This is a genomic window from Burkholderia sp. Bp9012, assembly GCF_003853825.1.
Lineage (GTDB): Bacteria > Pseudomonadota > Gammaproteobacteria > Burkholderiales > Burkholderiaceae > Burkholderia > Burkholderia diffusa.
The window spans coordinates 60,937-74,246 of record NZ_QTQA01000031.1; the positions used below are offsets into that span (position 1 = coordinate 60,937).

At 66.0% G+C, this 13,310-nt stretch carries 12 protein-coding genes and 1 pseudogene; 8 read left to right on the forward strand and 5 right to left on the reverse strand.

Annotated features, from left to right (window positions below):
* The first annotated feature begins 124 nt into the window (after positions 1–124).
* Entirely contained in the window at positions 125–3,184 is a 3,060-nt protein-coding gene (locus tag DIE11_RS31060) for an FAD-binding and (Fe-S)-binding domain-containing protein (RefSeq protein ID WP_124629308.1), read from the forward strand.
* A 100-nt stretch (positions 3,185–3,284) separates the two neighbouring features.
* Here DIE11_RS31060 and DIE11_RS31065 read toward each other — a convergent pair whose 3' ends face one another.
* Positions 3,285–3,587: a hypothetical protein gene (locus tag DIE11_RS31065; RefSeq protein ID WP_059509270.1), complete on the reverse strand. Its 303-nt coding sequence runs from the start codon at positions 3,585–3,587 to the stop codon at positions 3,285–3,287.
* 88 nt (positions 3,588–3,675) lie between these two features.
* The gene (locus tag DIE11_RS31070; protein ID WP_124629310.1) at positions 3,676–4,830 is read right to left on the reverse strand and encodes a branched-chain amino acid ABC transporter substrate-binding protein; all 1,155 of its coding nucleotides are present in this window, start codon (positions 4,828–4,830) and stop codon (positions 3,676–3,678) included.
* Positions 4,831–5,258: 428 nt separating this feature from the next.
* Between DIE11_RS31070 and DIE11_RS36590 the strand changes: the two genes are divergently transcribed.
* Positions 5,259–5,405, forward strand: a complete 147-nt coding sequence (locus DIE11_RS36590) for a hypothetical protein (RefSeq protein ID WP_185633849.1) — start codon at positions 5,259–5,261, stop codon at positions 5,403–5,405.
* 2 nt (positions 5,406–5,407) lie between these two features.
* On the opposite strand, the gene DIE11_RS31075 is transcribed toward DIE11_RS36590, so the two are convergent.
* On the reverse strand, positions 5,408–6,328 hold the full coding sequence (locus DIE11_RS31075; RefSeq protein ID WP_124629312.1) for a DMT family transporter: 921 nt from the start codon (positions 6,326–6,328) through the stop codon (positions 5,408–5,410).
* A gap of 57 nt (positions 6,329–6,385) precedes the next feature.
* Here DIE11_RS31075 and DIE11_RS31080 point away from each other — a divergent pair, with 57 nt between their 5' ends.
* From DIE11_RS31080 to DIE11_RS31095, 4 genes are all read left to right on the forward strand, one after another.
* Positions 6,386–7,372 (forward strand): LysR substrate-binding domain-containing protein, encoded by a 987-nt coding sequence (locus DIE11_RS31080; protein ID WP_124629314.1) that lies wholly within the window; start codon positions 6,386–6,388, stop codon positions 7,370–7,372.
* A gap of 170 nt (positions 7,373–7,542) precedes the next feature.
* Positions 7,543–8,205 carry a hypothetical protein gene (locus tag DIE11_RS31085; protein WP_059600726.1) on the forward strand — a complete coding sequence of 221 codons (663 nt, stop codon included), beginning with the start codon at positions 7,543–7,545 and terminating at the stop codon, positions 8,203–8,205.
* Between the two features lie 112 nt (positions 8,206–8,317).
* Positions 8,318–8,779, forward strand: a complete 462-nt coding sequence (locus tag DIE11_RS31090; RefSeq protein ID WP_124629316.1) for a sodium:proline symporter — start codon at positions 8,318–8,320, stop codon at positions 8,777–8,779.
* 224 nt (positions 8,780–9,003) lie between these two features.
* Positions 9,004–9,495, forward strand: coding sequence for a hypothetical protein (locus tag DIE11_RS31095; RefSeq protein WP_124629330.1), 492 nt, complete (start codon positions 9,004–9,006; stop codon positions 9,493–9,495).
* A 146-nt stretch (positions 9,496–9,641) separates the two neighbouring features.
* Here DIE11_RS31095 and DIE11_RS31100 read toward each other — a convergent pair whose 3' ends face one another.
* Together DIE11_RS31100 and DIE11_RS31105 are read right to left on the reverse strand one after the other, a co-directional pair.
* Entirely contained in the window at positions 9,642–10,814 is a 1,173-nt protein-coding gene (locus DIE11_RS31100) for a porin (RefSeq protein WP_124629318.1), read from the reverse strand.
* A 152-nt stretch (positions 10,815–10,966) separates the two neighbouring features.
* Entirely contained in the window at positions 10,967–11,806 is an 840-nt protein-coding gene (locus tag DIE11_RS31105; protein WP_124629320.1) for a helix-turn-helix transcriptional regulator, read from the reverse strand.
* A gap of 240 nt (positions 11,807–12,046) precedes the next feature.
* Here DIE11_RS31105 and DIE11_RS31110 point away from each other — a divergent pair, with 240 nt between their 5' ends.
* Both DIE11_RS31110 and DIE11_RS31115 read left to right on the forward strand, forming a co-directional pair.
* Positions 12,047–13,168, forward strand: a complete 1,122-nt coding sequence (locus DIE11_RS31110) for a polyamine ABC transporter substrate-binding protein (RefSeq protein ID WP_124629322.1) — start codon at positions 12,047–12,049, stop codon at positions 13,166–13,168.
* An 11-nt stretch (positions 13,169–13,179) separates the two neighbouring features.
* Positions 13,180–13,310: pseudogene (locus DIE11_RS31115) on the forward strand (polyamine ABC transporter ATP-binding protein); the annotation flags it as partial.

The window sequence follows — 13,310 nt, forward strand, 5'->3', positions numbered from 1 at the left end:
AATTCGTTTGTTTCTCGCGGAATTTACAAAGATACTGGAATTCCCGGCCGCGTGGAAACTTGCTCAAAACTCATGTTTCCGAGCACGCGAGCACACCGGTACGTCCACCTTGCGCCTTTACCCCATGTCGATCGCCCCGTTGCCTCGTCCCGCCAGCCCGCCCGCCAACGCGTACCGTGACTTTCTCGCCGCCCTCCAGGCGGCCGGATTCGCCGGGGAAATCCGCGCGGACCATGCGAACCGGACGGTTCAGGCCACCGACAACTCGATCTACCAGCGCCTGCCGCAAGCGGTGATCTGTCCCGCGCATGCGGACGACGTCCGGCTGGTGGCCCGGCTGCTCGCCGAGCCCGCGCACCGCGACGTCGCGGTGGCGGCGCGCGGCGGCGGCACGGGCACCAACGGGCAGTCGCTGACCGACGGTGTGGTCGTGGATCTGTCGCGCAACATGAACCGGATTCTGCAAATCAACGCGGACGAGCGCTGGGTGCGCGTGCAGGCGGGCGTCGTCAAGGACCAGCTGAACGCCGCGCTGAAGCCGCATGGCCTCTTTTTCGCGCCCGAGCTGTCGACGTCGAACCGTGCGACGGTCGGCGGGATGATCAACACCGACGCGAGCGGGCAGGGCAGCTGCACGTACGGCAAGACACGCGACCACGTGCTCGCGCTCGACTTCGTGCTGATGGGCGGCGAGCACCTGCACAGCGACGCGCTCACGGCCGACGAACTGGAGCGCCGCTGCGCGCGGCAGGACCGCATCGGCAAGGTCTATCGCACCGCGCGCCGCATCAGCGACGACAAGGCCGCGCTGATCGAAGCGAAGTTTCCGAAGCTCAATCGCTGCCTGACCGGCTATGACCTCGCGCACCTGCGCGAACCGGACGGCCGCTTCAACCTGAACAGCGTGCTGTGCGGCGCCGAAGGCTCGCTCGGCTTCGTCGTCGAGGCGAAGCTGAACGTGCTGCCGATCCCGAAGTATTCGGTGCTGGTCAACGTGCGCTACGCCGGCTTCATGGACGCGCTGCGCGATGCGCGTGCGCTGCTCGAACTCAAGCCGTTGTCGATCGAGACGGTCGACTCGAAGGTGCTGATGCTCGCGATGAAGGATTTCGTGTGGAGCAGCGTGGCCGAGTATTTTCCGCAGGACGACGCGCGTCCGACGCTCGGCATCAATCTGATCGAATTCAGCGGCGACGATGCCGACGACGTCGATGCGCGCGTGCGCGCGTTCGTCGAGCATTTGCGCACCGACACGAGCGTCGAGCGGCTGGGGCACACGCTCGCAACCGGCGACGATGCGGTGAAGCGCGTGTACGCGATGCGCAAGCGCGCGGTCGGCCTGCTCGGCAATGTGCAGGGCGAGGCGCGTCCGCAACCGTTCGTCGAGGACACGGCGGTGCCGCCCGAGAATCTCGCCGCGTATATCGCCGAATTCCGCGCGCTGCTCGACGGCCACGGGCTGCAGTACGGGATGTTCGGTCACGTCGACGCGGGCGTGCTGCACGTGCGCCCGGCGCTGGACATGAAGGACCCGCGGCAGGCCGCGCTAGTGCGGCCGGTGTCGGACGCTGTGGCCGAACTCACGCGGCGGCACGGTGGCCTGTTATGGGGCGAACACGGCAAGGGCGTGCGCTCCGAATATGCGCCGGCGTTCTTCGGCGAGCTGTATCCGTCGCTGCAGCAGTTGAAGGCCGCGTTCGATCCGCACAACCAGTTCAACCCGGGCAAGATCGCGACGCCGCCGGACAACACGCTGCGGCTGCTGAAGATCGACGAAGTGCCGACGCGCGGCGACCATGACCGGCAGATCGACGAGCGCGTGTGGCAGAGCTACGGCACGGCGATGCACTGCAACGGCAACGGCGCGTGCTACAACTTCGATCCGGACGACGCGATGTGCCCGTCGTGGAAGGTGACGCGCGAACGCGTGCAGTCGCCGAAGGGGCGCGCGTCGTTGATGCGCGAATGGTTGCGTCTGCAAGGACAGGCCGGCATCGACGTCGTCGCGGCGGCGCGTGCGCGGCAGCCGTTCATGCGTGGCCTCGTTGCCCGCTGGCGCAACAGCCGCGCCGCGCGCAGCGGGGAAGCCGACTTCTCGCACGAGGTGTACGACGCGATGGCCGGCTGTCTCGCGTGCAAGTCGTGTGCGGGGCAGTGCCCGGTCAAGGTCAACGTGCCCGAGTTTCGCTCGCGTTTTCTCGAGCTGTATCACCAGCGCTACCTGCGGCCGCTGCGCGACTACCTGATCGGCTCGCTCGAATTCACGATGCCGTGGATGGCGCGCGTGCCCGCGCTGTACAACGGCCTGATGCGCGCCGGCTGGGTGCGCATGCTGCTCGAGCGGCACCTCGGTATGGTCGACAGCCCGCTCCTGAGCCGCTTTGACCTCGCGGCCGTGATCCGGCAGTGGAACGTGCGGCCGGCCGATCCGCGGGCGCTCGCCGCGCTGAGCGATGCGCAGCGCGCGCGCAGCGTCGTGATCGTGCAGGACACGTTCACGCGCTATTTCGATACCGAGCAACTGGCGACGCTGATCGAGCTGGCCGCGCGCGTCGGCTTCCAGGTGTGGCTCGCGCCGCTCGCGCCGAACGGCAAGGCGCTGCACGTGCAGGGCTTCCTTCGCGCGTTCGAGCAGGCGGCGATTCGCAACGCGACCCAACTGGCCGCGCTCGCGCGCTCAGGCGTCGCGCTGGTCGGCCTCGATCCGGCGATGACGCTCACGTATCGGCAGGAATACCTGAAGGTGACGGGGCTCGCCGACGTGCCGAAGGTCGCGCTGCCGCAGGAGTGGCTGCTGCACGCGCTGCCGGAGGCAGCGGCGGGCGCGTGTTCGGACAGCGTATCAGCACCGTATCGGCTGCTGCCGCATTGCACCGAGAAGACCAACGCGCCGGACAGCGGCAAGCAGTGGGCACAGGTGTTCGCGCGTCGCGGGCTGCGCCTGGCGGTTCAGGCGGCCGGCTGCTGCGGGATGTCGGGGACCTACGGGCACGAGGCGCGCAACCTGCAGACGTCGCAGGCGATCTATGCGCAATCGTGGGCCGCGCATGTCGATGCGCCGGAAGAGGAGGGCGAAGCGCTGGCGACCGGGTATTCGTGCCGCAGCCAGGTGAAGCGCATGTCCGCGCGGCAGGTGCGTCATCCGCTGCAGGCGCTGCTCGATCACGTGCGTGCGGCGGTGTGACGGGCGGGCCGCGCGTGTGGCGCGGCAGCAGGCGTGAAGGTATCGGGCGCGCGCCGGATCGAACGACACGTGCGATGCCGCGACTGACGCCCGTCCCGGCTCACGAGCCGGCTTTCGCGGTCTTCCGCACGCGCGGCTTGCGCGCTGCCGGAAACGCACCGACGCCGCGCGGCCGTTTCGGCTCGATACCCGTTTTACCGATGACGTGCCGGAAATCGATCTCGTGCGCGGCGAGCGCACCGATCAGGGTCGCGATGACCGCGAGGTGGGAAGGGACGGTGCCCTTGCTCGAATAGTTCGTGATGGAACTTTCGTTCATCCGGATCAGGCGGGCGAATTCCCGAGCCGTCAACTGCGCTTTCTTCAACTCCTGTTGAAATTCCGCATACGCCATTGCACACATGTCGCTTCATCTCCGCAAAACTTGAATCGGCACCGCACGGCGCCGGCGCCGACGGATGGCGTTCCCGTCGTGCCGGCGTCGCGGGGCGTTACATCTTCACCTGGTCGAGGAAGGTCTTCTTGCCGCTCTTGTAGCCGTAGATCGAGATGATCCCGTGCGTCAGGTCGCCCTTCGCGTCGAACGTCGTCGTGCCGATCACGCCGTCATACTTCGTCGACGGCATCGCCGCGAGGATCTTCGCCGGGTCCGTCGAGTTCGCGCGCTTCATCGCGTCAACCGCGATGTAGACCGCGTCGTACGCGAACGGCGCATCGAACTTGATACCCTGGTTGAAGCGCTTCTGATACTTGGCGAGGAACGCCGCGCCGCCCGGCATCTTCTCGAGCGCGGCGCCGGCCTGCGAGCACAGCACGTTGTCTGCCGCCGGGCCGGCCAGTTCGGCGAGCGAGTCGGTGCACACGCCGTCGCCGGACAGGATCTTCGCGCGCAGGCCGAGCTGCTTCGCCTGCTTCGCGAGCGGGCCGCCGGTGGCGTCCATGCCGCCGTACATGATCGCGTCCGGGTTCTCGCCCTTGACCTTCGTCAGAATCGCGCGGAAGTCGACCGCCTTGTCGTTGGTCGCGTCGTGCGACAGCACCTTCAGGCCGAGCGCTTTCGCCTTCTTCTCGAACTCGTTTGCGAGACCCTGGCCATAGGCGGTCGAATCGTCGATCACCGCCACGCTCTTCACGCCCTTCGACTGCGCGTAGCTCGCGAGCGCCGGGCCCTGCTGCGCGTCGGTCGCGACGACGCGGTAGGTCGTCTTGAAGCCTTGCTGCGTGTAGGTGGGGTTCGTGGCCGACGGCGAGATCTGCACGATGCCCGCGTCGCTGTAGATCTTCGACGCCGGGATCGACGTGCCCGAGTTCAGGTGGCCGATGACGGCGACGACCTTGTCGTCGACGAGCTTCTGCGCGACCTGGGTGGCCTGGCGCGGGTCGGCCGCGTCATCCTGTGCGTCGAGCTGCAGCGTGACCTTCTTGCCACCGATCGTCAGCCCCTTCGCGTTGATTTCCTCGACCGCGAGGCGCGCGCCGTTCTCGTTGTCCTTGCCGAGGTGCGAGATGCCGCCCGTCGTCGGTTCCACGCTGCCGATCTTCACGACCTGGTCGGCCATCGCGGTCGACGCGGCCGCGAACGCGGCGGCGGCCAGTGCGACGGTGATCAGGGGTTTGCAGCGCATGCCGACAGTGCTTCGTTCCATCTGCCATCTCCGAATTGAATGTCTTTCTATTGACGTCTCGACCGGCCGGCTGCGGGCCGGGGCGATCGGACGAGTCTCCGTACCCATCATGGGCTTCGCTTGCATGCCGCCCGGGCGAGCGACTGCCCCGCGCCTGACGCCATGCAATTCGTATGAATATATCCGAAGCCGATTTTGCGCGCTGCGGCGAATCGCGTAGTGGGCGGCGCGGCACGGTTCGGCGCCCGGACTGCCAGGGTGCCGGATGCTGGAAATCGTGCGCCGCAGCGAGCCAAAGGCTGTGATTCGCTGTCGATGGCCTTACGACGGTATCCATTATTCGGCCGGTCGCAGGGGCGAAGCCATGGACACTGATGTGCGGTCAGTCGGGAACTGTTCGGTCGATTTGTCTGCACAGTTTGGACACTCGCCTTCGCGCAGCCGGGTTCATGGAAAAGCTTCCTCGAGTGCAACTAACGGTCAAGCCCGTCGGCATCGACGAATTGGCGCAGGCCGACGGCCCGCACATTGCACTCGGCTCCGCAGATACCGGAGTTCGCCTGGGCCTGCCCGCTTCCGGCTCGACGGGCAGGTGAGGTTATGCGTTGCGATCCCGACCCTGCGATCGCCCGCGCAAGGCGACCAGGATCACGCCTGCAATCGCCAGCAGGCCGCCGCATACCGTCTCGATGCCGGGCCGCTCGCCCGTCAGCATCATCGACAGAGCTGTCGCCACCGCTGGCGTAAGATAGAGAAAGTTGGCTGCGCGCGCCGCACCGAAATAGCCGAGTGCGAAGGTCCAGGTCGCGTAACCGAGTGCCGCGGGAAATACGCCGAGGATCAATACCGCCAGCGTCGTGTCGTGCGACGCGCCGCCGAGCGAGTCGAGCGCGCCGGGCAACCAGGGCGTGAGCAGCAGCGCACCGGCCAGCAGCGTGTACGCGGCGCAGGGCAGCGCGCCGTATACGGGAATCAGCCGCCGCTGCAACACGAAATAGCTCGCCGAACACAGGGCCGCACCGAGAATCAGCGTGCTCCCCGAGCCGAGCACAAGCCCGCCCGGCTGCCCGTGCGCAATTACGCCGATGCCGGCGAGGCTGACCAGCGAACCGAGCCATCCCCACCGATTGAATCGTTCGCCGAGAAACATCGCGGCAAGCACCGCGGTGAAGATCGGCAGCGTGTTCACGATGAAACTCGCCGCGCCGGCCGATACGGTTTGCTCGCCGGTATTGAGCAGTGCGTTATAGAGTGCGATGCCGAGGAAACCGCAGGCCAGGAAGCGCAACGCATCGCGTTTCGTGGGCCTTGGAGGCCGTCGCCATGCAAGCCACGCGATCACGAGCAACGCGGCGGTAGCAAAGCGCGCCGCCGCGAGTTGCAGGGGCGCCAGGCCGTGCAGGCCGATCCGGATGAACGGGAATGCGGAGGCCCACGACATGATCGTGAACGCGACCGCGCCTGCCGCGACGAGCGGTTGTCGCGCGCCGCGCGACGACGGTGAGGAAAGGGTATTCATGCGGCAATGGTGCGATGTCGCGAGATGTTAAGCTAGCGCACAGATCAACATCCAGATATGACCATGACTCACAGCTCGGTTCGGCGGCGAGCCGCGAGTCCGGCGCGCGCAAGTCAGGTGACGGATGCGCTGCCGATTGCAGCGCCGGCACCTGGCCCGCGGCCGCCGCTCGCCAGCCTGGAGACCGTGTGTACGGTTGCGCGTCAGGGTTCGTTCCTGGCGGCCGCCGACGTCTCCGGCGTGACGCACGGCGCGATCAGCCGGCGGGTGGCCGCCGTGGAAAACTGGCTGGGCATGGCACTGTTCGAACGTCATGCACGCGGCGTGCGCCTGACGCCGGACGGGCAGCGCTTCGTCGGGCGGATCGAACAGGCGTTTGCGATCATCGACAGCGCGGCCGATCAGTGGCGCTCGCCGCGCACACCGCGACTGGTCAGGATGAGTGTGGTGCCGGCATTCGCGCAGCTCTGGCTGCTCGAGCGGCAGCAGGCGCTCGAGAGCGAGGCACCCGCGTTGCGCATCGAACTCGGCATCGAGCTTCGCAACGTCGATATCGCCGGCGGCGAAGCGGATCTGTCGATCCGGTATGGGCGCGGCAACTGGCGTCAGCTCGAAACCCGCGCGTTCATGCCGGAACGGCTTTATCCGGTCGCGCATCCGCGGCTCGCCGCGCAACTGGCAAAGATGCGCCGCCGGCGCGGCGATGCCGCGCTGTTCGAGATGCCGCTGCTGCACGATTCCGACGTGACCGGATGGCGCACCTGGTTCGAGTCGCTGGGCATTCCGTTCAAGCCGCGGGCGCAGGATCGCCGTTTCGAGGATTACAACCTGGTGCTGGCGGCAGCCGAAGCCGGGCTCGGCGTGGCGCTGGCGCGAACGCCGCTCGCGGACGCATATCTGAAGCGCAGCGAGCTCGTTCGGGTGAGCCGTCGTGAGGTCGATTCGCCGCTCCGTTATCACTTCGTGCATGCGAAGGGGGAGAATCGGCCGGAGGTGCTCGCGTTGATGGAGCGGATGCGGGCGGCGCTGGGGGAACAGAGTTAGGTTGTGTGGGCGTGGGGGCCTGCTTCGGCGGCGCGCCCGAGGCCTGTGCGTGGATACATACAGATGGGCCGCGGGATCGTCGACAATGCGACCGCGGAAAATGATGAGGTTGGAGAGATGAACGTAAATCGAGTAATTTTGCAGTCGTTCGGATGCACCGGAGGTACACGATGAACAGACCAGACAAGTCGTCGAAAGCGCGTGCGGCGCTCGATCAGTTGTTCTCCGGCATTGCGCCGGCGGATGCGAAGAGCGCGTCACGCCCGGGCAATCCGTTCGATGCGGCGGGGGACGATGTGTCTACCGACGCCGACGGCCGGGTGGAAGTGACGCTATCGACCAGAATCCAGTTGCGCGGCTATCCGGGTGCGGACGCGTTCATGAAGCGCATGGCCGAAGCGTGGGGCCTCGAGTGGGGGACGTACGATAGCGTTCAGGCCATCGCGAAGCTGCCTGCCGGATGGCGATCGCGCCGGCTTCCGGAAGTTACGCAGATCGTCGACGGACACGACGTGCTGCGCGCGGAGAGCAGCCTGCAGGGCGGCGAGATGTCGTATCTGAAAGTGAACCCGCGGTACTACATCGACGCCCGCAAGGGGTTCGGCTGGGGCAAGTCATCGAAGGCGTCCGACGATCCGGATCTCGATGGCCCCGACTGGAACTGCTTCGTGATCGATCGGGAAAAGTCCATCGAAGTGCACGAATTGACGACATCGTCGCTGAAGGCCGATATGGACAATGCCCGTGCGACGTTGCTGAAATGGCTTGACGAGAACTATCCCAAGCATCGCGATCCGTTTGCGTACTGGACGGACTGCGAAGGGGCGTCGTAACGTTGCGTGGCGGCCCGGGTCGGTATCGCACGCACGAGTTGCCCGATCGTAGTCGCAGCGGATGGGCCGCACGCCGCGGCGATACATCAGCCGGTCGCCATGGGGGCGCCAATTGAAACGAATCAGTCCGGTCCCGATTCTCTGGGCGGCGTTTGGCGCGGCGGTCGGGTCGACCGTCATCGAGCTGCTGCTCTGGTCGATCGCCGGCGATGATGCCGTCCGGAATCTGTTTCGCGATGCGCGCCTGACGGCAGCCATCGTGTTGGGGCGCAGCGTGCTCGGAACGTCCACTGGCTTCGATCCGATCGTCATGGGTGTCGCGACACTCGTGCATGCCGCGCTCTCGCTTGCCTATGCGGCCGTGCTGGCGATGGTGGTGCGGAACATGTCGCTCGGGGCGGCGCTTCTCGCAGGCGGCGTGTTCGGACTCATCCTGTACGGCGTCAACCTTCACGCCTTCACGGCGATCTTTCCGTGGTTCATCGCGGTTCGCGGCGCGATCACGCTGGTGGCCCATCTGGTATTCGGGGTCACGGCAGCGGCTGTCTACCACGTCGTCAAACGCCCGGGTTGACGCTCACCGCGGCAACGATTGCCGACGGTTCCCGCTTCCTTCATTCGCATCCCGACCCCTGGAATAACCGGGCGTGCTGCTTCGTTCTGCTGTCAGGAGACCCGATACGAAGCGGCGGCCCGTTACCGCCGCGCGATGAATCTTGCGCAAGCAAACCGGCGTGCCGGGCGCCGCCAGTGACACCGGTGGTGGAGTGGTCGGGGGCAACAATGCGGGAGCCGATCATGTGCACCGTGTTTCGATTCGGAATAGGCATCGTCTGTCTTTGCCTTTCCGCGCCTGTCCTTGCGCAAATGGACGACGAATTGCCGGACTACGGCACAAACTGCCGCGCGGTCGTCGCGCACGCGAACATCGACGGCACGGAGCAGCAAATCGTGGGGCGAGCGTGCCTGCAACGCGATGGCACATGGCAGATCGTGCAAAGCGACGACGGCAGCGTGCTGTGGTACCCGGCGGCGGCCTATCCGTATCCCGACCCGTGGTACTGGGGGCCGCCGCTTTTCATCGGCGCGGGCGTGAGCTTCATCTTCGTCGATCGGTTCCGTCATTTCCACCACTTCGATCACTTCAACCGGATGGATCATCGCCACTTCGGCATGCCGATGGGGTCGGGCTTTCACCGCGGCCCGTTCATCGGCGGCGGGGGCCACGGGTTCGGCGGCATGCATTCATTCGGTGGCATGAGCGGGGGTGGCGGATTGCGGCGGCATTAGGCCGGCGTTTCGACGTACGGCAACCGCGTCGCCCGGTTCGAACGCCAGGTCGATCTGAACGTCTCGAGTGGGAACGCGACAGCGTAAACGGCGCAGGCGCGCACCATGGTGCGCGCCTGCGTGGTTCGCGCGATGCGATGTCGCGATCAGAACTTGTGGCGAATCCCGACGACCGCGAGTTCCTGCGTATCGGTGCCGGAGTTCACGCCGTACGAGCCGACCGACGCGGCGGCCTTCACGGTCGCACCGCTCGCGTTGAGCGTATTGCCGCTCGCCTTCTGATAGCCGAACAGCGCATACAGGTCGGTGCGCTTCGACAGCGCGTAGTCCGCGCCGAGGTTCACCTGGTTGTAGTGTGCGGAAGCCGGGCCCGTCAGCGACGTGTAGTTGTAGCCGACGCCCGCGCGCAGCGCCGGCGAGAACTGCCAGTTGAAGAACGCCGAGCCGTTGTTGAACTTCGCGTTCTGCGTGAAGGCCGACAGCGTGTCCGCGCCGTATTGCGTGTTCGAATACGCGAGGCCGAAGGTCGCCGGCCCGGCCACGTACTGGCCGGCCACGCGCACGATCTGGATCGACTTCGCGCTCGAGAAACCCTGGTTGATCACGGTGTTGAACAGCGTGTCCGAGCTGCTCGACCACGTGCGCACGCCGTTCGCGACCGTCGAGCCGCCGTTCGCGTAGAAGAAGCCGGCACCGAGCGACAGCGGGCCGTTCGCGTAGCTCGCGCCGAAGCTGTACGTGCGGCCGTTGCCGGTGGCGCCCGCGACGCCGCCGAAGCCGTACAGCGCCTCAAACTGGAAGCCCGAGATCAGCGGGCTCGTGTATTTCACCGAGTTGCTGACGCGCAGGCTGTTGTCGTAGTTGTCGAGGTCGCCCGGCGTCGAGAATACGCCGCCGAAGTAGTTGTCCTGCGTGAGGCCCTGCACGAGATCGACGACCGGATCGTACTGGCGGCCGAGCGTCACGGTGCCGTACGTGCTGCTCGCGAGGCCGACGACGGCCTTGCGGCCGAATTCGCGCTGGCCCTGGCCGAGCGCGCCGGTGCCGATGTTGAAGCCGTTCTCGAGCTGGAACAGTGCGGACAGGCCGCTGCCAAGATCCTCGATGCCGCGCAGCCCCCAGCGGCTGCCCGACAGGTTGCCGCTGCTGAACTTGATGAGGCTCGACGCGTTGCCGCCGCTCGCGTTCTGCGCGTTGTGCACGTATGCGATGCCCGCGTCGGCGATGCCGTAAAGCGTGACGCTGCTTTGCGCGTGCGCGCCTGCGGCGCAGAGCGCGGCCGGCAGCGCGAACAGTGCGAATGAGCGGATTCGTTTCATGGTCGGATTCCCCCGTTGGTCGATTTGTTTGACGAGTCGGTGAACGATACGGACAGCGCATCGTCAAGGGAACCAACAAATTTTCGAATCCTTATGAGGCGGCTCGAAGATGAATGCGCGCGCAACGAGCCGGCGCCCGGCGCGCGGGGAACCTACGCGTCGTGCCGGCGCGACGCGTTTCTCAGTACGAGCGTCATCAGTTGCCTGCGCGAGTCGACGCCGAGCTTTGCGAATGCGCGTTTCGCATACGTATCGATGGTGGACGTCTTGAGGCCCATCGCCTGCGCGATCGCGGCCGACGTCATGCCCTGGATGAACGACGCGCACACATGCATCTCGCGTGCGGTCAACCGTTCCTGCCATTCCGGCAGCCATTGCGCGACGAGGTCGAGGTCGAGATCGAGCGCGTCGCGTTGCCCTTCGTCGGCGGAGATTGCGCCGAGCAGGCGTTTGTGGGTGGACGCCATCGGCAGTACGACCTGCGACAGATGTTTCAGCAGGCTCAGCTCCTTCAGCGAAAACGGCGGCAGCCGCCGCGAACGCGCGATCGAGATCGAGTAGCGCGTGCCGCCCGTCACGCCCGCGATCACGCATTCGTCGTGAATATCGCCGGCATCGAAGAACAGATGCCGGAGTTCGCTCGCGACGCGCTGCGACGATACCTGCAGCAACTGCACGTCGCTTTCCGTTTCGAGGGCCGCGTACGTGGCGTCGTCGCTCGCATAGCTGCGGTAGTAGTGGCGCATCACCTGCGCGACCAGCTCGGGCTCGCGGCCGAAGCTGCCGATCCAGCCGACGCTGCGCCGGCCCGACGATGCACTGCGTTCGTAGTCGAGATGCACGGCGTCGAAGTCGACATAGCGCACGAGGGTGTCGTAGACGGCGCGCATGAATTGCGGCGTCCCGACGGCTTGTGCGATGTCGCCGAGCGTTTCCGTCACGAATGCGACGTGGCTCAGCGGGAGATCGGGGGCGGGAAGCGCAGCGCTCATGGCGTCGTGTTTCGAAGATTTCAGGTGGCGCTACAGGTATCACGAATATTTTCGACTGCCTACGCGGGAATCTACCCAAACGGCCCTCATCGACATCGCCGTTTGTCCCGGTTTTCGGGACTGACGGTGCGGGCCGCGATCTCTACATTGACCCTTGTGCTGAACGCCGCTTGACGGCGTTGACGCGAGTCCGGACCGGACCGGGCGCAACAGCCGATCGCCATCACAAGGAGAATCCTCATGCGTATCCGTATTCGCCCTCGTCCAGCCTTCCGCGCCGCGCTCGCCACCTCGGCGGGGCTCGCCCTCGCGGCCGGCCTGTCCGCTCACGCGGGTGAGTCCAACCTGAACGTGTACAACTGGTCGGAGTACGTCGCGAAGGATACGGTACCGAACTTCGAGAAGCAGACGGGCATCAAGGTCCGCTACGACAGCTACGACAGCGACGATACGCTGCAGACCAAGCTGCTCGCAGGCAGCTCGGGCTACGACATCGTCGTGCCGACATCGAACTATCTCGCGCAGCAGATTCAGGCCGGCGTGTATCAGAAACTCGACAAGTCGAAGCTGCCGAATCTCGCGAACCTCAACCCGGCGCTGATGAAGATGATGGCGAAGGCCGACCCGGGCAACCAGTACGGCGTGCCCTGGGCGTGGGGCACGACGGGCATCGGCTACAACGTCGAGGCGGTCCGCAAGCGGCTCGGCGACACCGCGCCGACCGACAGTTGGGCGTTGCTGTTCGACCCGGCGAACGCCGCGAAGCTGAAAGCCTGCGGTATCTCGCTGCTCGATGCGCCGGACGCCGCATTCGCGGCGGCGCTGCAGTACATCGGCAAGGATCCGGAGAGCAAGAACCCGGCCGACTACCAGGCGGCCTACGACGTGCTGAAGAAGATCCGCCCGTACGTGACGCAGTTCAGCTCGGCCGGCTACGCGGACGATCTCGCGAACAACGACGTATGCGTCGTGCTCGGCTGGTCGGGCGACGTCAGCATCGCGCGGCGGCGCACGCAGGACGCGAAGCGGTCGTACGAAATCCGCTACGTGAATCCGAAAGAAGGCGGTCTGCTGTGGTTCGACGTGATGGCGATTCCGAAGGATGCGCCGCACCCGGAAGCCGCGCTGAAGTGGATCAACTATATCGAGGATCCGAAGACCAACGCGGCAATCACGAACGAGATCTTCTATCCGAGCGCGAACAAGGCCGCGCGCGCGTTCGTGACGCCCGCGATCGCACAGGATTCGAACGTCTACCTGCCTGACGGCACGCTCGCGAAGACGTCGCTTGCGATGCCGCGAAGCGCCGACATCGCGCGGATGCAGAACCGTTTGTGGCTGCAGCTGAAGTCGGGCGGTTGAGGGCGACGACGATGATCCAGCTACTCGCGGATGCGCCGGCCGCGGCCGGCGCGCGCCACGATGCCTTCGTGCGCATCGAAAACGTCGTGAAGAAATTCGGCGACAGCACGGCCGTCGACAACGTGAACCTGACGATCGCGAA

Excerpts from the sequence above, each read along its gene's own strand:
- DIE11_RS31060 (WP_124629308.1), top strand. The coding sequence starts at position 125 with ATGTCGATCGCCCCGTTGCCTCGTCCCGCCAGCCCGCCCGCCAACGCG.
- DIE11_RS31065 (WP_059509270.1), bottom strand. The coding sequence starts at position 3,587 with ATGTGTGCAATGGCGTATGCGGAATTTCAACAGGAGTTGAAGAAAGCG.
- DIE11_RS31070 (WP_124629310.1), bottom strand. The coding sequence starts at position 4,830 with ATGGAACGAAGCACTGTCGGCATGCGCTGCAAACCCCTGATCACCGTC.
- DIE11_RS36590 (WP_185633849.1), top strand. The coding sequence starts at position 5,259 with ATGGAAAAGCTTCCTCGAGTGCAACTAACGGTCAAGCCCGTCGGCATC.
- DIE11_RS31075 (WP_124629312.1), bottom strand. The coding sequence starts at position 6,328 with ATGAATACCCTTTCCTCACCGTCGTCGCGCGGCGCGCGACAACCGCTC.
- DIE11_RS31080 (WP_124629314.1), top strand. The coding sequence starts at position 6,386 with ATGACCATGACTCACAGCTCGGTTCGGCGGCGAGCCGCGAGTCCGGCG.
- DIE11_RS31085 (WP_059600726.1), top strand. The coding sequence starts at position 7,543 with ATGAACAGACCAGACAAGTCGTCGAAAGCGCGTGCGGCGCTCGATCAG.
- DIE11_RS31095 (WP_124629330.1), top strand. The coding sequence starts at position 9,004 with ATGTGCACCGTGTTTCGATTCGGAATAGGCATCGTCTGTCTTTGCCTT.
- DIE11_RS31100 (WP_124629318.1), bottom strand. The coding sequence starts at position 10,814 with ATGAAACGAATCCGCTCATTCGCACTGTTCGCGCTGCCGGCCGCGCTC.
- DIE11_RS31105 (WP_124629320.1), bottom strand. The coding sequence starts at position 11,806 with ATGAGCGCTGCGCTTCCCGCCCCCGATCTCCCGCTGAGCCACGTCGCA.
- DIE11_RS31110 (WP_124629322.1), top strand. The coding sequence starts at position 12,047 with ATGCGTATCCGTATTCGCCCTCGTCCAGCCTTCCGCGCCGCGCTCGCC.